Origin of the sequence: Thermus igniterrae ATCC 700962 (assembly GCF_000376265.1) — a bacterium.
In the GTDB taxonomy this organism is placed as follows: Bacteria; Deinococcota; Deinococci; order Deinococcales; family Thermaceae; genus Thermus; species Thermus igniterrae.
Window position 1 is genome coordinate 45,002 of record NZ_AQWU01000060.1, and the last position, 16,483, is coordinate 61,484.

Annotated in this window: 22 protein-coding genes; 9 read left to right on the plus strand and 13 right to left on the minus strand. The window is 69.3% G+C overall.

The genetic code is table 11. The features are described 5' to 3' along the window. Positions 1 to 14: 14 nt before the first annotated feature. Genes purF through B128_RS0105920 form a run of 9 tightly spaced genes read right to left on the minus strand, consistent with a single transcriptional unit; the run spans position 15 to position 8,436 of the window. Positions 15 to 1,406, minus strand: coding sequence for an amidophosphoribosyltransferase (gene purF / locus B128_RS0105880; RefSeq protein ID WP_018111349.1), 1,392 nt, complete (start codon positions 1,404 to 1,406; stop codon positions 15 to 17). Then, positions 1,399 to 3,576 (minus strand): phosphoribosylformylglycinamidine synthase subunit PurL, encoded by a 2,178-nt coding sequence (gene purL, locus B128_RS0105885; protein ID WP_018111350.1) that lies wholly within the window; start codon positions 3,574 to 3,576, stop codon positions 1,399 to 1,401. Before purL ends, purF begins: the two co-directional genes overlap by 8 nt. Beyond that, positions 3,576 to 4,289, minus strand: a complete 714-nt coding sequence (locus B128_RS0105890) for an HAD family hydrolase (RefSeq protein ID WP_018111351.1) — start codon at positions 4,287 to 4,289, stop codon at positions 3,576 to 3,578. Before B128_RS0105890 ends, purL begins: the two co-directional genes overlap by 1 nt. Continuing rightward, entirely contained in the window at positions 4,286 to 4,969 is a 684-nt protein-coding gene (gene purQ, locus B128_RS0105895) for a phosphoribosylformylglycinamidine synthase subunit PurQ (RefSeq protein ID WP_018111352.1), read from the minus strand. Before purQ ends, B128_RS0105890 begins: the two co-directional genes overlap by 4 nt. Next, positions 4,966 to 5,220 (minus strand): phosphoribosylformylglycinamidine synthase subunit PurS, encoded by a 255-nt coding sequence (gene purS / locus B128_RS0105900; protein ID WP_018111353.1) that lies wholly within the window; start codon positions 5,218 to 5,220, stop codon positions 4,966 to 4,968. The genes purQ and purS overlap by 4 nt, the downstream gene beginning before the upstream one ends. 1 nt (position 5,221) lies before the next feature. Then, positions 5,222 to 5,920, minus strand: coding sequence for a phosphoribosylaminoimidazolesuccinocarboxamide synthase (gene purC, locus B128_RS0105905; protein WP_018111354.1), 699 nt, complete (start codon positions 5,918 to 5,920; stop codon positions 5,222 to 5,224). A gap of 44 nt (positions 5,921 to 5,964) precedes the next feature. After that, positions 5,965 to 7,275, minus strand: a complete 1,311-nt coding sequence (gene purB / locus B128_RS0105910) for an adenylosuccinate lyase (RefSeq protein ID WP_018111355.1) — start codon at positions 7,273 to 7,275, stop codon at positions 5,965 to 5,967. A gap of 19 nt (positions 7,276 to 7,294) precedes the next feature. Continuing rightward, positions 7,295 to 7,879: an intradiol ring-cleavage dioxygenase gene (locus B128_RS0105915; protein WP_018111356.1), complete on the minus strand. Its 585-nt coding sequence runs from the start codon at positions 7,877 to 7,879 to the stop codon at positions 7,295 to 7,297. Next, on the minus strand, positions 7,876 to 8,436 hold the full coding sequence (locus tag B128_RS0105920; RefSeq protein WP_026175056.1) for a YceI family protein: 561 nt from the start codon (positions 8,434 to 8,436) through the stop codon (positions 7,876 to 7,878). Before B128_RS0105920 ends, B128_RS0105915 begins: the two co-directional genes overlap by 4 nt. A gap of 80 nt (positions 8,437 to 8,516) precedes the next feature. On the opposite strand from B128_RS0105920, the gene B128_RS0105925 reads away from it, so the two are divergent. From B128_RS0105925 to B128_RS0105965, 9 genes are all read left to right on the plus strand, one after another. Further along, positions 8,517 to 9,176 carry an HAD-IA family hydrolase gene (locus B128_RS0105925; protein ID WP_018111358.1) on the plus strand — a complete coding sequence of 220 codons (660 nt, stop codon included), beginning with the start codon at positions 8,517 to 8,519 and terminating at the stop codon, positions 9,174 to 9,176. After that, on the plus strand, positions 9,173 to 9,538 hold the full coding sequence (locus B128_RS0105930; RefSeq protein ID WP_018111359.1) for a carboxymuconolactone decarboxylase family protein: 366 nt from the start codon (positions 9,173 to 9,175) through the stop codon (positions 9,536 to 9,538). The genes B128_RS0105925 and B128_RS0105930 overlap by 4 nt, the downstream gene beginning before the upstream one ends. Further along, positions 9,510 to 10,187, plus strand: coding sequence for a uroporphyrinogen-III synthase (locus B128_RS0105935; RefSeq protein ID WP_018111360.1), 678 nt, complete (start codon positions 9,510 to 9,512; stop codon positions 10,185 to 10,187). The genes B128_RS0105930 and B128_RS0105935 overlap by 29 nt, the downstream gene beginning before the upstream one ends. A 44-nt stretch (positions 10,188 to 10,231) precedes the next feature. Then, positions 10,232 to 11,410 (plus strand): glutamyl-tRNA reductase, encoded by a 1,179-nt coding sequence (gene hemA, locus B128_RS0105940; RefSeq protein WP_026175057.1) that lies wholly within the window; start codon positions 10,232 to 10,234, stop codon positions 11,408 to 11,410. Beyond that, on the plus strand, positions 11,407 to 12,159 hold the full coding sequence (gene ccsA, locus B128_RS0105945) for a cytochrome c biogenesis protein CcsA (RefSeq protein WP_026175058.1): 753 nt from the start codon (positions 11,407 to 11,409) through the stop codon (positions 12,157 to 12,159). The genes hemA and ccsA overlap by 4 nt, the downstream gene beginning before the upstream one ends. 62 nt (positions 12,160 to 12,221) lie before the next feature. After that, positions 12,222 to 12,413 carry a hypothetical protein gene (locus B128_RS0105950; protein ID WP_018111363.1) on the plus strand — a complete coding sequence of 64 codons (192 nt, stop codon included), beginning with the start codon at positions 12,222 to 12,224 and terminating at the stop codon, positions 12,411 to 12,413. Beyond that, positions 12,403 to 12,774, plus strand: a complete 372-nt coding sequence (locus tag B128_RS0105955) for an SHOCT-like domain-containing protein (RefSeq protein ID WP_018111364.1) — start codon at positions 12,403 to 12,405, stop codon at positions 12,772 to 12,774. The genes B128_RS0105950 and B128_RS0105955 overlap by 11 nt, the downstream gene beginning before the upstream one ends. Further along, entirely contained in the window at positions 12,771 to 13,025 is a 255-nt protein-coding gene (locus tag B128_RS0105960; RefSeq protein WP_018111365.1) for a hypothetical protein, read from the plus strand. Before B128_RS0105955 ends, B128_RS0105960 begins: the two co-directional genes overlap by 4 nt. Further along, positions 13,019 to 13,390, plus strand: a complete 372-nt coding sequence (locus B128_RS0105965; RefSeq protein ID WP_026175059.1) for a DUF2089 domain-containing protein — start codon at positions 13,019 to 13,021, stop codon at positions 13,388 to 13,390. Before B128_RS0105960 ends, B128_RS0105965 begins: the two co-directional genes overlap by 7 nt. On the opposite strand, the gene B128_RS0105970 is transcribed toward B128_RS0105965, so the two are convergent. The 4 genes from B128_RS0105970 to B128_RS13455 form a co-directional block, all read right to left on the minus strand. Next, positions 13,344 to 14,750 (minus strand): sensor histidine kinase, encoded by a 1,407-nt coding sequence (locus tag B128_RS0105970; protein WP_018111367.1) that lies wholly within the window; start codon positions 14,748 to 14,750, stop codon positions 13,344 to 13,346. The genes B128_RS0105965 and B128_RS0105970 overlap by 47 nt on opposite strands. Positions 14,751 to 14,771: 21 nt before the next feature. Continuing rightward, positions 14,772 to 15,446 carry a response regulator transcription factor gene (locus B128_RS0105975; protein WP_018111368.1) on the minus strand — a complete coding sequence of 225 codons (675 nt, stop codon included), beginning with the start codon at positions 15,444 to 15,446 and terminating at the stop codon, positions 14,772 to 14,774. Positions 15,447 to 15,479: 33 nt separating this feature from the next. Continuing rightward, a complete protein-coding gene (trhA, locus tag B128_RS0105980) occupies positions 15,480 to 16,097 on the minus strand; it encodes a PAQR family membrane homeostasis protein TrhA (RefSeq protein ID WP_018111369.1) in 618 nt (205 codons plus the stop codon). Between the two features lie 126 nt (positions 16,098 to 16,223). Beyond that, complete coding sequence (locus B128_RS13455) at positions 16,224 to 16,463, minus strand: hypothetical protein (protein ID WP_425425104.1); 240 nt, start codon at positions 16,461 to 16,463, stop codon at positions 16,224 to 16,226. Positions 16,464 to 16,483: the final 20 nt, after the last annotated feature.

A 16,483-nucleotide genomic window follows, 5' to 3' on the forward strand; every position in this document is an offset into this window, starting at 1 on the left:
GCCTGGGGTGGGGCCTACAGGATTTCCAAGGCCAGCTTTTCCCCTTCCACGGGCACCCCAGCCGGATAGCGCCCGTTGAAGCAGGCTAAGCACACGGGCCCTCCGATAGCCCGTTTAACCCCTTCCTCCGAGAGGAAGGCCAGGGTATCCGCCCCGATAAAGGCCCGGATCTCCTCCACGCTCTTCTCGGCGGCGATGAGCTCCTTACGGGCGGCGGTGTCGATGCCGTAGTAGCAGGGGAAGCGGATGGGGGGGCTGGAGACCCGGAAGTGGACTTCCCGGGCCCCTGCTTCCCTCAGCATGGCCACGATGTGGCGGCTGGTGGTGCCCCGCACGATGGAGTCGTCGATGAGCACCACCCGCCGGCCCCTTACCGCCGAGGTGGGGGAGAGCTTGAGCCTTGTCTTCAGGTCGCGAAGCTCCTGGGTGGGCTGGATGAAGGTGCGCCCCGCGTAGGGGTTCTTGTAAAGGCCGTACTCCAGGGGAAGCCCCGAGGCCCGGGCGTAGCCCACCGCGGCCCCGATGCCGGAGTCGGGCACCGGGACCACGATGTCCGCCTCCGCCGGGGCTTCCCGGAAGAGTTCCATTCCCATGCGTACCCGGGCCTCGTAGGCCTCCACGCCGTCTAGGGGGCTATCGGGCCGGGCGAAGTAGATCCACTCAAAGGCGCAGGGGGTGGGGTTGGGGGGGAGGACCTGGAGGCTTTTGAGCTCCCCCTCCTCCACCCAGACCAGTTCCCCCGGGCGCACATCCCGCAGGTAGGTGGCCCCCATGAGCTCCAGGGCGGGGGGTTCGGAGGCGAAGGCGTACCCCCAGGGGGCCGTGCCCAGGGCCAGGGGCCGGACCCCGTGGGGGTCGCGCAGGGCCACCAGGGTCTTCCGGTCCATGAGGAGGATGGAGTACCCCCCCTCGAGGGCCTTCATGGCCTCGGCGGCCGCCTGGGGCAGGGGCAGGTGGGAGAGGCGGGCCAGGAGGAGGAGCATCACCTCGGTGTCCGTGGTGCTCTGGAAGGTGGCCCCTTCCCGGAGGAGGCGGTCCCGCAGGGGCTTGGCGTTGGTGAAGTTGCCGTTGTGAACGATGGCCAGCACCCCGTGGGCGGTGCGGGCGGTCAGGGGCTGGGCGTTGAAGCGCAGGTTGGAGCCCGTGGTGGAGTAGCGGGCGTGGGCCAGGCCCAGCCGGGCCCCGGCCAGGCGCAGGCGGGAAAGCCTTTCCTCGGTGAAGACCTGGTTCACCAGGCCCAAATCCTTCTCCACCAGGAACTCCTTGCCGTCGGAGACGGCGATGCCGGCGGCCTCCTGCCCCCGGTGCTGCAGGGCCAGAAGGCCCAGGTGGAGAAGCCCCGCCGCGTCCAGAGGGGTATGGCTCCAAAGGCCTAAGACCCCGCACTCCTCCTGGGGTTTATCCATCCAGCACCTCCCTGAGGGGCTTCTGCCAGGCGGCGAGAAGCGCGCGCACCTCCCACTCTAGTACCCCCTCCGGGGTCAGGACCGTGAGGGTCTTCCCCCCCGTCTCCCCCAGGATGCGGTAGGGGAGGCCCCGGGTTTCCAGGCGCAGGGTGGCCTCAGCCAGCCTTTCCTTGGGAACGGTGAAGAGGATGCGGCTTGCCCCCTCGCCGAAGAGGGCGGCCAGGCCCCCCTTGCGCACCTCCACCGTGGCCCCCAGGCCGTAGGGGAAGGTCATCTCCGCCAGGGCCACGAGGAGCCCTCCCTCGGCCAGGTCGTGGGCGGTCTGGGTGAGCCCCAGGGCGATGAGCTCCCGGATGGCCTCCTGCACATCCCGTTCCCGCTCCAGGTCAATACGGGGAGGGTGGCCCACCTCCTGCCCGGTGAGGAGGTAGAGCACCTCGCTGGCCCCCAGCTCCCCCTCCTCCTCCCCCAGGAGGAGGACCACCTCCCCGGGCCGCCGGAAGCCCATCTCTGCCCGTTTGTCTATCTCCAGCACCCCCACCACCCCCACCATGGCCGTGGGGGGGATGCGCCGCCCGCCGCTTTCGTTGTAGAGGGAGACGTTTCCCGAGACCACCGGCAGCCCCAGGGCCTCGCTGGCCTCCTTGAGGCCGGCGATGGTCTCCTGGAGCTCGTGGTAGCCCTCCGGGGTTTCGGGGCTACCCAGGTTGAGCCCGTCCGTGTAGGCCAGGGGTTTGGCCCCCACCACGGAGACGTTGCGGCTGGCTTCCGCCAGGGCGTGCATGGCCCCCAGGCGGGGGTGGAGGCGGCTGTAGCGGGGGTTTTGGTCCACCTTGGCGGCGATGCCCAGGCGGGTGCCCTTCACCCAGAGGACCGCCGCGTCCCCTTTGCCGGGCACCAGGGCGGTGCGGGTGCCCACCTGGTGGTCGTAGCGCTCAAAGACCGCCTCGCGGCTCGCCAGGTTGGGGGAGGCCAGGAGCTGGAGGAGGGTTTCCCCGGGGTCCGCCGCCAGGGGAGGGATGGGGGTTTCCCGAAGCCTTTTCACCTCCGGGTCCTCCTGGGCCAGGCGCACGTAGGTGGGGGCTTCCGCCAGGGCCTCCGTGGGCACTTCGGCCACCACCTCCCCCCGGAAGAGGACGCGGAAGACCCTTTCCGGGATGGTCCGGGCCACGGGCACGCAGTCCAGGCCCCACTTGCGGAAGACCTCCTCCAGCTCCCGCTCCTTGCCCTCCTTGGGCACCAGGACCATGCGCTCTTGGCTTTCCGAGAGGAGGAGCTCAATGGGTCCCATGCCCCTTTCCCGGGTGGGGACCCGGTCCAGGTCCAGCTCCACCCCCAGGCCCGACTTGTGGGCCAGCTCGGAGAGGCTGGAGGTGAGGCCGGCGGCCCCCATGTCCTGGACGCCCTCCACCAGGTCCTCCTGGATGGCCTCGAGGGTGGCCTCCATGAGGAGCTTGCCCAGGAAGGGGTCCCCTACCTGCACCGCCGGCCGGTCCTCCTCCTTGTCCTCGGAGAGCTCCTTGCTGGCGAAGGCCGCGCCCCCAATGCCGTCCCGGCCGGTCTTGGCCCCGGCGTAGTAGATGGGGCGGCCCAAGGAGGCCCGGCTCCGCTTCAGGTGCTCCTCCCGCAAAAGCCCCAGGCACATGGCGTTCACCAGGGGGTTTTCCCGGTAGCCCTCGTGGAAGTAGAGGTCCCCCCCCACGGTGGGTACCCCGATGGCGTTGCCGTAGTGGGCGATGCCCGAGACCACCCCCTTGAGGAGGTAGCGGCTACGCTCGTCCTCCGGGGGGCCGAAGCGCAGGGAGTCCAGGAGGGCGATGGGCCGGGCCCCCATGCTCATGATGTCCCGGATGATCCCCCCCACCCCCGTGGCCGCCCCCTGGAAGGGTTCCACCGCCGAGGGGTGGTTGTGGCTCTCGATCTTGAAGGCCACCGCCCACCCCTCCCCGATGCGCACCACGCCCGCGTTCTCCCCGGGGCCCTGCAGCACGGCCTCCCCCTCCTTGGGGAGCTCCTTGAGGAGGGGGCGGGAGTTCTTGTAGGCGCAGTGCTCGCTCCACATCACCTTGAAGAGGAAGAGCTCCACCCGGTTGGGTTCCCGGCCAAGCCGCTTTAGGATGGCCCGGTACTCCTCCTGGGGGATGCCGATCTCGCGCGCCAGGGTTTCCATCACTCCAGAAGGGAAAGGAGCTCGCGGTGGTCCTTCACCTTGGCCGTGGGCCTCACCTCCCCGTTCACCTCCCTCAGGCCCACGTACTGCACCGCCCAGGGGTAGCCGGTGGCGAAGGCCCCCCGGATGTCCGTCTGCGGCAGGTCGCCCACGTGCAGGGCCTCCTCCGGGGGCACGCCCAGGGCCTCGAGGGCCACCCGGAAGGCCTCGGGCCGGGGCTTCACGAAGCCCGTTTCGTCGGAGAAGCTGTAGGCCTGGAAGACGTCCAGCCCCTGCCGCTTGAGGTGCTCCCGCAACAGGCGGCCTGGGGTCATGCCGGTGTCGGAGACCAGGGCCAGGGGGTAGCGCTTGGCCAGCTCCTTGAGCACCTGGACCCCGGGGAGGGGTTCCAGGTCCACCGCCAAGGAGGTCTCCTCCAGCCTCCTGGCGGTGAGGGCGATGAGCCCCGGGTCGTGGGGGGCGCCCAGCAGGGCAAAGATGCGGGCCACCCGGTCGTAGACGGAAAGGTGCTCCCCCGCCTTCCAGGCCTCCTCAAAGGCCAGGGCCGCCTGGCGGTAGGCCTCCCGCACCTCCCCTTCCTCCACGGGATGCCCCGCCTCCGAAAGGGCGTCCAGGAGGACCTCGTAGCGGGCGGGCATGACCCTTTGCAAAAAGGCCTGGCCCTCGGTGAAGAGGGTTCCCCAGAAATCAAAGGTAATGGCTTTGGGTTTCATCCGGCCACCTCCTGCACAAGTCCCAAAAAGAGGGGAAGCCCGTCCTCCCCTCCCAAGATGGGGTCCACAGCCCGCTCGGGGTGGGGCATCATCCCCAGGACGTTGCCCCTCTCGTTGACGATGCCGGCGATGTCGTTCAGGCTCCCGTTGGGGTTGTAATGGGCCTCCTCCCCCAGGGGGGCGTAGCGGAAGACCACCTGCCCCTCCCCCTCCAGCCTCTTTAGGGTCTCCGGGTCCGCGTAGTAGCGTCCCTCGGCGTGGGCGATGGGCAGCCTCAGGACCTGGCCCTGGCGGTAGAGGCGGGTGAAGGGGAGGTCGGTGCGCTCCACCCGCACCCCCACCTCCTTGCAGGTGAAGTGGAGGTTGAGGTTGGCCAGCAGGGCCCCGGGCAGAAGCCCCGCCTCGGTGAGCACCTGGAAGCCGTTGCAGACGCCGATCACGTACCGCCCCTCCTGGGCGAAGCGGCGCACCTCGGCCATCACCGGGCTCTTGGCGGCCAGGGCCCCGGCCCGCAGGTAGTCCCCGTAGCTGAACCCCCCGGGGAGGAAGACCCCGTCAAAGCCCCGGAGGTCCTGCGCCGTGTGCCAGACGAACTCCGCCCTTATCCCCGCCTTCTCCAGGGCGAAACGGGCGTCCTCGTCGCAGTTGGAGCCGGGGAAGCGCACGATGGCCCACTTCATGGCAGTTCCTTCAGGGCTTCCAGGGCGAAGACCTCCATCACCGGGTTGGCCAGAAGCTTCCCCAGGGCCTTGGCCTTCTCCTCGGCCTGGAGGAGGTTCTCCGCCTGGAAGACCACCTCCAGCACCTTGCCCACCCGCACGGACTCCACCGGGTGGCCAAGGCCCTGCAAGACCCCCTCCACCGCCCGGCCCTGGGGGTCCAGGATGCCGTCCTTGAGCTCTATAAGCAGTGTGGCCTGGTACCTGGGCATCTTAGGCGCCTCCCAGCACCCGCCTCAGGACCTCCTGGTAGGCCTCCTCCACCCCCCCGAGGTCCTTGCGGAAGCGGTCCTTGTCCATGGGTTCGCCGGTCTTGGTGTCCCAAAGGCGCATGGTGTCGGGGCTGATCTCGTCCGCCAGCAGGATCTCCCCGTCCTTTTTGCCGAACTCCAGCTTGAAGTCCACCAGCTCCAGGCTTCGCTCGGCGAAGAAGCCCTTTAGGAGCTCCCCCACCCGCAGGGTGGTGGCCTTTAGCGTCGCCAGCTCCGCCTCCGTGGCCAGTCCCAGGGCCAGGACGGCCTCCGGGCAGATCAGGGGGTCCCCCAGGGCATCGTTTTTCAGGGAGAACTCCACCAGGGGGGCCTTGAGAGGGGCACCCTCCGCCAGGCCGTAGCGCTTGGCGAAGCTGCCCGCGGCCCGGAAGCGCAGGATGACCTCCAGGGGCAGGATGGCCACCCGCCGCACCTCCATCTCCCGGTCGGAGAGCTCCTTTAGGAAGTGGGTGCGGATGCCGTGGGCCTCCAGGTAGCGGAACAGGGCCGCGGAGACCTTGTTGTTCACCACCCCCTTGCCCGGGATGACCCCTCGCTTCTGCGCGTTGAAGGCGGTGGCCTCGTCCTTGAAGTAGACCCGCAAGGTGTCCTCCCCCTCGGGGTAGAGGACCTTGGCCTTGCCCTCGTAGAGCTTTTCCATGTGCCTCCTCTGGGCGCAGGGGCCCTAGCCCCATTTTAGGAGGCCTAAAGCCCGAAGCGGGCGTAGATGGCGTCCACGTGCTTCAGAAAGGCCTTGGGGTCAAAGAGGGCCCTTAAGGCCTCCCCCTTGAGGGGGTTCTCCGGGTCTTCCTCCAGAAGCTCTAGGAAGCTTCGCCCCTCCTCCCAGCTCCTGAGGGCGTTCCGCTGCACCAGGGCGTAGGCCCGCTCCCGGGGAAGCCCCTCCTGGATGAGGGCGTTCAGGACCTGCTGGGAGTAGACCAGGCCCCGGGTGAGCTCCAGGTTCCGCTGGAGGTTGGCCTCAAAGACCACAAGCCCCGAGAGGATGCCCCTAAGCCGCCTCAGGGCGTAGTGGGCTATGGTGGTGGCGTCCGGCAAGACCACCCGTTCCACGGAGGAGTGGGCGATGTCCCGCTCGTGCCAGAGGGCCAGGTTCTCCAGGCTGGGCCCCAGGTAGCCCCGGAGGAGCCGGGCCATGCCCGTGAGGTTCTCCAGACCCACGGGGTTCTTCTTGTGGGGCATGGAGGAGCTTCCCGTCTGGCCCTCGCGGAAGGGTTCTTGGGTTTCCAGGACCTCCGTGCGCTGCAGGTGCCTGAGCTCCACCGCCACCCGCTCCAAATTCCCCCCCAGGATGGCCAGGGCGCTCAGCACCTCCGCGTGCCGGTCCCGGGGGACCACCTGGGTGGAGATGGGCTCGGGGAGGAGGCCCAGGCGCTGGGCCACGTGGGCCTCCACCTCCGGGGGGACGTGGGCGTAGTTGCCCACCGACCCCGAGAGCATGGCCACCCCGATGCCCTCCTTGGCCCGCCGAAGCCGCACCTCATCCCGGGCGAAGGCGGCGTAGAAGCTGAGGAAGCGCAGGCCGAAGGCGGTGGGCTCCGCGTGGACCCCGTGGGTGCGGGCGATGGCCGGGGTGTGGCGGTAGCGGAGGGCCAGGCGCTTGAGCTCGGCCTGGACCCCGGAAAGCTCGGCCAGAATGAGGTCCAAAGCCTCCACCAGGAGGGCGTTTTGCGCGGTGTCCACCACGTCCGAGCTGGTGAGGCCCAGGTGCAGGTAGCGCCCCACCTCCTCGTCCCCCGTCCACTCGGTGAGGGCGCGGGTGAAGGCCACCAGGTCGTGCCGGGTGATCTCCTCCAGCTCCGCCACCCGCTGGGCGAAGGCCTGGTCCAGAGGTTTCTCCTCCAGCTTGCGCAAAAGCCTCTCCGCCAGGCCCTTGGGGACCTCCCCCAGGGTCTCCCAGGCCTCGAGGGCGTAGGCCTCCACCCGGGCCCACATGCGGTAGCGGTTCTCCTCGGCCCAGAGGCGGGCCATCTCCGGGGTCTGGTAGCGGGCAATCATACCCCCAGGGTACCAGCCCCTAGAAGGGGGTGGTGAGGGGGAAGAAGGCGGTGTACCCTTCCCCCTCCGCCTGCAGGGAGAGGAGGAGGTCCGCGCGGAAGATCCCATCCTGGCGGTTGCCGATGCGGGGAAGGCCCCGCTCGGCATAGGGGGGGCGGGCGTACACCTGGCGCTGGGCCTCCTCGGGGAAGAAGAGCTGGGTGGTGAAGGTGCGCTCCCCCACCTCCACCCTCAGGTGCAGGTGGGGGGTGCGGCTTGGGTACCAGCCGGGGAAGAGGGTGAGGAAGCTCACCTCCCCCTTTTCGTCCGTGAGCTGGTACCCCCGGCAGAAGGTTCCCGGGGCGTCCACCCCGGAGTAGCGCCCCTGGGCGTCCGTGTGCCACAGGTCCACCCGCGCCCCCCGCAGGGGCTGGCAGGCGCGGTTCTGCACGGCAAGCCTGAGGCGCAGGGGAACCCCGGGAAGCCCCTCGCGGAGGTCCTGCCGCCTGGGCACCTCCCGCAGGTAGTAGGGACCCTGGGTGAGGGCCGGGGTGGGGGTGCAGCCTCCCTGGCCCCGGGCCAGGGGGAAGAGGGCCAGAAGGCCAAGCAGGGTGCGCCGCTTCATCGCCGCCTCAGGGTGAGCTCCACCTCCAGCCGGATGCGGTTTTCCACGCTGAGGACCACCGCCACCCGGGGCTGGGTAAGTTTGAACCGCTCAAAGGGGAACTCCGTCTTCAAAAGGACCCGGACCTCCTGCCCCCTGAACTCCGCCTCCCCCTCCCAGACCACCTCCTCCGTCACGTCCCGGATGGTGAGGTCCCCCACCACCTGCACCGCCACCTTGCCGCTTTGGGGCAGGGGGCTCGGGAGGCCCCGCACCTCCTTGGGGCGGAAGGTGGCGGTGGGAAAGCGGTCGGTCTGCAGGGTGTTCTGGCGCAGGTAGTTGTCCCGCCGGCTCTGGTCGCTCCTGAGCTCCCTCAGGTCCACCACGAACTCCCCGCTCACCCGCCCCTCCTGCAGGGCCACCTGGCCCTTCACCGCCTTGGTGGTGCCCACCGCGTCGGTGATGCCAATCTGCACCAGTTGCTCCCGTACCCGGTAGCGGGCCTCTCCGGAAGCCACCTCAAAGCTTTGGGCCAGGGCGGTAAGGGAAAGGACCTGGACTAGGGCCAACCATCGCATGCCATCACCCCCTGTGGCGCTACGAAAAGCGTAGCACGGGGAGGTTAGCCCCGGGTTAGAAACGGGTATAGACTTGGGCCATGGCCCGGGCAGTTTTGTTTGATGTGGGCAACACCCTCATCCTGGCCAGCCCCCGCTTCTGGCTCCTGCCCTTTTTGGAGGAGCGGGGACTCAGGCCCAGGAAAGACCCCAGGGCGGCGGCCTTGGCCGCCTTCCGCTTCTACGAGGAGCACCACCTCCTGGCCCGGGATCTGGAGGCCGCCCTTGCCCTTTGGCGGGAGTTCCACCGGCGGCTTTTCCTGGGGATGGGCCTCGAGGAGCACGCCGAGCGCCTTTCCGCCGAGCTGGTGGCGGGTTGGAAGGACCCCCGCTTCTGGCCCCTCACCCCCGGGGCCGAGGAGACCCTAAAGGCCCTGAGGGAGCGGGGCTATGCCCTGGCGGTGGTCTCCAACTGGGACGCCACCCTGCCCGAGATCCTGGAGGTGGTGGGCCTCAGGCCCTACTTCGCCCACCTGGCGGTGAGCGCCCTTTCTGGGGTGGCCAAGCCCGACCCCCAGCTCTTCCGGGAGGCCCTGGAGGCCTTGGGGGTGCCCCCGGAGGAGGCGGTGCACGTGGGGGACTCGGAGGCGGACCTCCGGGGGGCGGAGGCGGCCGGGGTAAGGCCCCTCCTCTTTGACCCCCTGGGGGAGAACCCCAAGGCCCTGCACCGCCTTTCGGGGGTGCTAGACTACCTGCCATGAGCGTGCGGCGGGCCATCTGGGGGGAGAAGGAGGGGGTCATTGAGGAAAGCCTCCGGGAGGTGGACGAGGACCTCTTCCGCTACATCCGCGACTTCGCCTACGAGGAGGTCCTGGCCCGCCCTGGCCTGGACCTGAAGACCCGGGAGCTTGTGGCCATCACCGCCCTCATCGCCCTGGGTAGCCCCAAGGAGCTGGCCACCCACCTGGAGGGGGCCCTCCGGGTGGGGGCCACGGAGCGGGAGGTGCGGGAGACCATCCTGCAGTCCGCCCTCTTCCTGGGCTTCCCCCGGGCCCTGGCGGCCATGAAGCTCTTCCACAAGGTGCTCAAGGCCCGTGGTGCTCCTGACGCGGGGGAAGGATAGGGAACTTTTGGCGCGCCTCCAGGCCCTGGGGGTGGAGGCCCGGGAGGTGGCCCTTCTGGAACAGGTGGACCTCCCCCTGCTAAGGGCGCTCCCCCAGAAGCTAAGGGGGGCGGACTGGGTGGCCGTGACCTCCAAGGAGGGGGCCAGGAGGCTCCTTTGGGCCTGGCGGGAGGCGGGAAGGCCCCCCTTGCGGGTGGCGGCGGTGGGGGAGGGGACGGGGGAGGTGCTCCGGGCAGGGGGGCTTGCCCCGGCCTTCCTCCCCCCCAGGGCCACGGCCCAGGACCTGGCCCGGGCCTTTCCCGAGGCGGAAAGCGTCCTCTTCGTGGCCGGGGACCTGGCGGGGCGGGACCTGGAGGCGGGGCTTCGGGAAAGGGGGGTGAGGGTGGAGCGGCTGGAGGTCTACGCCACCCGGGAAAGAGCCCTGGCCCCTGAGGAGGTGGCCCTTCTGGAGGAGGCCCGGGTGGTGGCCTTCTTCAGCCCAAGCGGGGTGCGGGCCTTCGCCCGCTGGACCCCTAGGCGACCCTTAGCCGCCTCTATCGGCCCCAGCACGGCCCAAGCCGCCCGGGAGCTGGGCTTTTTTGTGTACGAGGCCGAGGCCCCGGGGCTGGAGGGGCTTTGGCGGGCCATCCTGGCGGCCCTCGGCTGTTAGGGATGCTTGTCCCTATGCCCCTGGCGTATACTGGCCCCCAGGTTATGGCCTTGCCCCTTTATGTGGTGGGCCTCTCCCACAAGACCGCCCCCGTGGAGGTGCGGGAGCGGGCGGCCTTGGACCCGGCGGTGGCCCTTCCTGCCTTCCTGCGGGCCCTGGGGAAGGGGGTGGTGCTTTCCACCTGCAACCGCACGGAGGTCTACGGGGTGGGCAACGCCCAGGTGGCCCGGGACCTTCTCCTGGCGCGCGGGGTGGGGGCCCACCACCTCTACGCCAGGGAGGGGGTGGAGGCCCTGCGCCACCTCTACCGGGTGGCGGCGGGCCTGGACTCCTTGGTGGTGGGGGAGGCCCAGGTCCTGGGACAGGTGCGGGAGGCCCTTTTCCTGGCTCGCAAGTGGGGGGCCACGGAAAGCCTTCTGGAAAAGGCCTTCCAGTCTGCCATCGCCCTGGGCAAGCGGGCCCGGAGCGAGACGGCCATCGGGGCTGGTGCGGTGAGCGTGGCCTACGCCGCCCTGGATTTGGCCCTGGCGGTCTACGGGGACCTCACGGGCCTGGCGGTGGCCGTTCTGGGGGCGGGGGAGATGGCCGAGCTCTTCCTCACCCACCTTAAGGCCCAGGGGGTGGGGCGGGTTTTGGTGGTGAACCGCACCCCCCAAAGGGCCCAGGCCCTGGCGGAGCGCTTTGGCGGGGAGGCCTTTGGCCTGGACCGCCTTTCCCAGGTCCTGCAGCAGGCGGACCTGGTGGTGGCCTCCGCGGCCGCCCCCCACTACCTGGTGGGCCCCGAGCTCCTGCCCCGCCGGGCCAAGCCCATCTTCCTCATTGACATCGCCCTGCCCCGGAACATTGACCCCCGGGTGGGGCGGCTTTCCCACGCCTACCTCTACAACCTGGACGACCTGGAGCGGGTGGTGGAGAAAAACCTCAGGGCCCGCCAGGGGGAGATTCCCAAGGTGGAGGCCCTGGTGGAGAAGGCCCTAGGGGACTACCTGGAGTGGTACGCGGGCCACCGGGTGCGGGCGGCCATCCAGGCCCTCGAGGCCGTCTTCCTCCGGCAGGTAGCCCAGGAGCTTCCCCAGGCTGACCCCCTCACCTGGCACCTGGAGGCGGGCCGCCGCGCCCACCCCTGGATCCTGACCCTGAAGGCCCGGGCCAAGGCCTTCTTGGCCGGGGCCCCCTGCCCTGAGGGGTGCCCCCTCCTGGCCTTCCGCTCCCCAAGGCCATGAACCTAAGCCTCCTTCTGGCCCTTGGGGGAGTCTTCCTCCTGGCCCTGGGGCTTTTCTGGCCCCGGGGTCTGGCCTGGGGGGCCCTCCTTTACCTGGGGGCTGCCCTGGCCGACGCCCTGGGGAAGGGGCTCTTCTCCGGTCCTGCCCAGCTGGCCCTGGTCCTGGGGGGGCTTCTGGCCCTCAGGGGGGAGACCCTCTTCCTGCGCCCGCGGCTTGCCCCTTTGCCCCGCTATTTGGTCTTTCTGGCCCTCCTCCTGGGGCTTTTTGCCCTCAAGGCCCTGCCCCATCCCGGAGGCGACCTTCCCCTCGCCCTTACCCTCCTCCACGCCGGGGCCTTTTTGGTGGCCTACCTGGCCCTGGCCGTGGGGGTGGGGGCGGGGGCGATGTGCGCCCTGCAGGACCTGCGCCTGCGCCTGGTCCCCGAGCGCGCCCTGGGGGCGGCCCCCATTTGGGGCCTTAAGCGCTTGGAGCGGGGGTACCTGCGGGTGGGCTACCTGGCCACCACCCTGGGCCTGGGAAGCGGCATGGCCTGGGCCTGGGGGGTTTTCGGAAGCCCCTTGAGCCTGGACCCCAAGGAGGTCTCCGTCCTCCTGGGCTGGGGGCTCCTCACCCTCTACGTGCTGCTGGAGGAGCGGCTGAGGGGCTACCCGCGGGTGGCCCTGCTCCTTTTGGCCTATGCCCTCCTCCTCTTCGCCTTCCTGGGGGCCCCCTTCCTGGGCTCCCGCCACCCCTCGAGGCTCATCTTTTAGGTTTGTAAACCTAAGCTTGACATTCTTTAAGCCTTCCCCCTACAATCATCAAAGGGGGAGGCATGGGAAACCTGAACTGGGACCTGGAGGCGGGGAGGTGGCGGTGGCAGGCCCTTCTGCGGGAGGCCGAGCGGGAAAGGCTGGCCAGGTCCCTTGGGGTTTCCTGGCGCAGGCGGCTGGCCCAGGCCCTCTGGCGCTGGGCCGAGCAGCTGGAGCCCGAGGTGCGGGTAAAGGAGGCCAGGCATGGAGGATAAGCGGAAGATTTTGGAGATGGTGCGGGCGGGGGAGCTGGGGGTGGAGGAGGCCTTGGCCCTCCTGGAGGCCCTGGAGGGCCATAGGCCCTCGGCCAAACCCCTGGCCCAGCTTCTGCGGGTGCGGGTGGAGGCCCACGACCAGGGCAAGCCGGTGCGGGTGAACGTGAACCTGCCCCTGGCCCTGGCGGAGCTTCTGGAGAAATTCCTGCCCGAAGAGGCTAAGCTGGCCCTGGGACAGCGGGGGGTCAACCTCAAGGACCTCCTGGCCCTGGTGCGGGAGGGAGTGCCGGAGGGGAAGCTTTTGGAGGTGGAGGCCGAGGAGGAGGGGGGGCCGGTCCACGTGCTGGTGGAGGTGGCGTGAGGAGGCTTCCCCCCCTGCGCCCCCGGGTGCTCTACCTGGGGGTGTGGGGGCTCTGGCCGTTCCCCCTTTTCCTGGGGCTTCCCCTCTTCCTTCTGGAATGGACCCTCCTGGTCCTCTTGCTCTGGAAGGCCTGGGGGAAGCCCGGGCAAAGGGTGCCCTGGGGGGTGGTCTTGGCCTTCCGGGCCCTTCCTCCCCTGTTGCTTTTTTCCCTGGAGGTGGGCAGGATGCGCGTCAAGGGGGGACTATGGTGACGAGGCCCATGCCCGTGCGTTGCCCGGCCTGCGAGGGGCACCTCATGGTGAAGGCCCTGGTCTGCCCGGCCTGCGGCACCGAGGTGCACGGCCGCTTCCAGGCCAACGAGTTTGCCCTTCTGCCCAAGGAGCACCTGGATTTCCTGCGGCTTTTCGTGAAGGCCCGGGGAAACCTGAAGGAGGTGGAGCGCCTTTTGGGCCTCTCCTACCCCACGGTGCGGGCCCGGCTGGACGCCCTCCTCAAGGCCCTGGGCTACGAGGGGATGGAGGAGGAGGACGAGCGGCTTTCCACCCTCGAGGCCCTGCGCCGGGGGGAGATCACCCTGGAGGAGGCGGTGGCGCGGCTGAAGGCAGGGAGAAGCTGAAGGCCGTGCCCTGGCCCACCTCGCTCTCCACCCAGATCTCCCCCCCGTGGGCCTCGAGGATGGCCTTCACGATGGCCAGGCCCAGGCCGCTCCCTCCCCGTTCCCGGTCCCGGGCCTTGTCCACCCGGTAAAAGCGCTCAAAGAGGTGGGGGAGGTGCTCCTTGGGGATGCCCTCCCCATCGTCCTCCACCCGGATCACCCCCCTTTCCCCTAGGTCAAAGGCCCTAAGCCACACCGTCTTGGCCCCCGCCTTCAGGGCGTTATTCACCAGGTTGGCCAGGACCTGGTGGAGCCGGTCGGGGTCCCCCCGCACATAGAGCTCCGGGGGGGCCTCCACCTGGATCTCCCCCTCAAAGCTACGGGCGAACTCCTCCCGCACCTCCTCCAGAAGGTCCAGCACCCGCACGGGCACAGGTTCCATGCGCCAGGTGCCGCTTTGGGAGAGGTCCAGGAGGTCCGAGACCAGTTTGCCCATGCGCTCCGCCTCCCGCTTGACCACTTCCAGGCTTTCCCGCTGGGCCTCCGTGAGGGGGGTGCGGCGCAGGAGGTAGCCCACATGGCCCAGGATGGCCGTCACCGGGGTGCGGAGCTCGTGGGAGGCATCCTGGAGGAAGCGGGTCTGGGCCTCAAAGGCCTTCTGCATGCGGGAGAGCATGCCGTTCAGGGCCCGCACCAGGGCGGCCACCTCGTCCCGCCCCTGGGGCTCGGGTAGGGGTTCGGGGCGCTCGGGCATGGCCTCGGCCCGCCGGGCCACCCACTCCAAGGGCTCCAGGGCCCGGGCCACCAGGTTCCGGGCCAGGAGGACGGCCAGGAGGAGGACCAAGAGGGCCGTGCCCGTGTAGAGGCGGGCGAACTGGTTGAGGGTGGCCTCGAGGTCCTCCACGGGCCGCCCCACCAGGAGGAGGCCCTTCCAGGTGGTGCCCGAGAGGTTGACCTCCACCCGCCTGGCGTAGACCAGAAGCCTGAGGGGAGGGCCCTCCCGGGGAAGCTCCGCCCGGGCCCAGACCTCCCCCTGCTCCAAGAGGGTGCGGTAGTCCGCCTCCCGCAGGAGGAGGCGCTGGCTTCCCAGGGCGGGGCTTTTCTGCAGGCTGATCCCCCCCTCCTTGGCCAGGAGGGCCGGGTCCTCCTCGGGCAGGAGCTGGAGCTCGGCGTAAAGGCTGGCGGGAAGGCCGGCCTCCAGGAGGGCCTGCCCCCCCAGGTTGAGGAGCCGCACCACCTGGTTGCTGGCCTCCTGGAGCTCCTGGCGCAGGTTGCGGTGGAGGAAGTTGCGGAAGAGGCCCTCGAGGGCCAGGCCCAGGACCACCAGGGTGACCAAGAGGAGCCCGGCGGTGAGCAGGGTGATGCGGGTGCGCAGGGTCATGGGGGGAAGGTCAAGGGGGCCTCAGTCTTCCCGCAACACGTACCCCACCCCCCGCACCGTGTGGATGAGGCGCCTCTCCCCCCCGGCCTCCAGCTTCTTGCGCAGGTAGCCGATGTAGACGTCCACCACGTTGCTCCCTCCCTGGTACCCGGGCCAGACCTTCTCCTCAATCTCGTAGCGGCTGAAGACCTTGCCCGGGTTCTTGGCCAGAAGCTCCAGAAGCTCAAACTCCTTGTTGGAAAGCTCAATGCGCCGGCCACTCCGGAAGACCTCCCGGCCTTCCAGGTTGATGATCAGGTCGGCCACCCGGATCTCCCCGGTGATGGCCGGGCTCACCCGGCGCAGGTGGGCCCGCACCCGGGCCAGGAGCTCCTCTATGGAGAAGGGCTTCACCAGGTAGTCGTCGGCCCCCGCATCCAGCCCCTCCACCTTGTCCTCAATGCGGTCCTTGGCGGTGAGGATCAGGATGGGGACGTTGGAGGTCTTGCGGATGCGCTTGGCCACCTCAATCCCGTCCATGACCGGGAGCATCAGGTCCAGGATCACCAGGTTGGGGTTCACCTCCCGGAAGCGGGAGAGGCCGGTGATGCCGTCGTGGGCTACCTCGGTGCGGTACCCCTCCGCCTGGAGCTCCAGCTCAATGAAGCGGGCGATGTCCTTCTCGTCCTCCACGATGAGGATCAAAGGGGGTTCCATACCCCCCAGGATACTTACTTTCTCATGAGAAAGCTAGGCGTAGAGGCTCAGCACCGCCAGGTACATGAAGAGGCTCCCCAGGAGGACCAGGAGGTGCCAAAGGCCGTGGAAGCCCATCCGCCCCGGCCAGGGGTCCGGCCACTTCCGCCAGTACACCAAGGCTCCCAGGGTGTAGAAAAGCCCGGCGGTGGCCATAAGGGCGAAGGTGGACAGGGGAAGGGCCAGCTTGGGCAGGAAGAGGACGGAAAGCCAGCCCAGGCCCAGGTAGGCCAGGGTGTAGAGCCAGCGGGGCGCCCTCAGGAAGAAGAGGCGGAAGCCCACCCCCAAAAGGGCCAGGCCCCACACCAGCCCCAGGGCAAAGGGCCTGAGGCCCGCCTGGAGCCCCTCTGCCAGGAAGGGGGTATAGCTTCCCGCGATGAAGAGGAAGATGGCCGCGTGATCTAGCCGCCTGAGCCAGGCCAAGGCCTGATCTCCCACCTTTAGGGCGTGGTAGAGGGCGCTGGCCCCGAACATCAGGGCCATGGTGAGGCCGAAGACCAGAAGGGCCGGCCAGGCCTCCCGGGGGGCCAGGAGGAGGAGAAGGAGGCTTCCCAGAAGGGCCAGGGGGACCCCCAGGGCATGGCTCAGGGCGTTGAAGGGCTCGCGGACCATGCCCCAGGATACCCTAGCCCCGGCCCTCTAGAGCGGCTTCTATCTCCGCCACCTTCCTCACCGTGCGCAGGAGGGCGTCGGGGTTGAGGCTTAGGGAGTCATATGAAATCCTCCCGATCCATTCCCTCAGCATCCCCCCGGCCACCAGTGAAAAAGAGTGTGGCTCCGAATAAGCTCCGGCTGGGTCTGCAAGTAAGCACAGCGGGCCTCCACCCTCTCCCAAAGCTCCTCCTCCGAATCCACCCGCCCATTCGCTACCACCCCGTCCACCAAGGGCCATACCCGCTCCACAGGCTGTAGCTCAGGAGAGTAGGGGGGCAAAAAGACCAAACCTACCCCCTCCGGTACCTCCACCCGCCTGGACACGTGCCATCCCGCCCGGTCCA

Excerpts from the sequence above, each read along its gene's own strand:
- purF (WP_018111349.1), bottom strand. The coding sequence starts at position 1,406 with ATGGATAAACCCCAGGAGGAGTGCGGGGTCTTAGGCCTTTGGAGCCAT.
- purL (WP_018111350.1), bottom strand. The coding sequence starts at position 3,576 with ATGGAAACCCTGGCGCGCGAGATCGGCATCCCCCAGGAGGAGTACCGG.
- B128_RS0105890 (WP_018111351.1), bottom strand. The coding sequence starts at position 4,289 with ATGAAACCCAAAGCCATTACCTTTGATTTCTGGGGAACCCTCTTCACC.
- purQ (WP_018111352.1), bottom strand. The coding sequence starts at position 4,969 with ATGAAGTGGGCCATCGTGCGCTTCCCCGGCTCCAACTGCGACGAGGAC.
- purS (WP_018111353.1), bottom strand. The coding sequence starts at position 5,220 with ATGCCCAGGTACCAGGCCACACTGCTTATAGAGCTCAAGGACGGCATC.
- purC (WP_018111354.1), bottom strand. The coding sequence starts at position 5,920 with ATGGAAAAGCTCTACGAGGGCAAGGCCAAGGTCCTCTACCCCGAGGGG.
- purB (WP_018111355.1), bottom strand. The coding sequence starts at position 7,275 with ATGATTGCCCGCTACCAGACCCCGGAGATGGCCCGCCTCTGGGCCGAG.
- B128_RS0105915 (WP_018111356.1), bottom strand. The coding sequence starts at position 7,879 with ATGAAGCGGCGCACCCTGCTTGGCCTTCTGGCCCTCTTCCCCCTGGCC.
- B128_RS0105920 (WP_026175056.1), bottom strand. The coding sequence starts at position 8,436 with ATGCGATGGTTGGCCCTAGTCCAGGTCCTTTCCCTTACCGCCCTGGCC.
- B128_RS0105925 (WP_018111358.1), top strand. The coding sequence starts at position 8,517 with ATGGCCCGGGCAGTTTTGTTTGATGTGGGCAACACCCTCATCCTGGCC.
- B128_RS0105930 (WP_018111359.1), top strand. The coding sequence starts at position 9,173 with ATGAGCGTGCGGCGGGCCATCTGGGGGGAGAAGGAGGGGGTCATTGAG.
- hemA (WP_026175057.1), top strand. The coding sequence starts at position 10,232 with ATGGCCTTGCCCCTTTATGTGGTGGGCCTCTCCCACAAGACCGCCCCC.
- ccsA (WP_026175058.1), top strand. The coding sequence starts at position 11,407 with ATGAACCTAAGCCTCCTTCTGGCCCTTGGGGGAGTCTTCCTCCTGGCC.
- B128_RS0105950 (WP_018111363.1), top strand. The coding sequence starts at position 12,222 with ATGGGAAACCTGAACTGGGACCTGGAGGCGGGGAGGTGGCGGTGGCAG.
- B128_RS0105955 (WP_018111364.1), top strand. The coding sequence starts at position 12,403 with ATGGAGGATAAGCGGAAGATTTTGGAGATGGTGCGGGCGGGGGAGCTG.
- B128_RS0105965 (WP_026175059.1), top strand. The coding sequence starts at position 13,019 with ATGGTGACGAGGCCCATGCCCGTGCGTTGCCCGGCCTGCGAGGGGCAC.
- B128_RS0105970 (WP_018111367.1), bottom strand. The coding sequence starts at position 14,750 with ATGACCCTGCGCACCCGCATCACCCTGCTCACCGCCGGGCTCCTCTTG.
- B128_RS0105975 (WP_018111368.1), bottom strand. The coding sequence starts at position 15,446 with ATGGAACCCCCTTTGATCCTCATCGTGGAGGACGAGAAGGACATCGCC.
- trhA (WP_018111369.1), bottom strand. The coding sequence starts at position 16,097 with ATGGTCCGCGAGCCCTTCAACGCCCTGAGCCATGCCCTGGGGGTCCCC.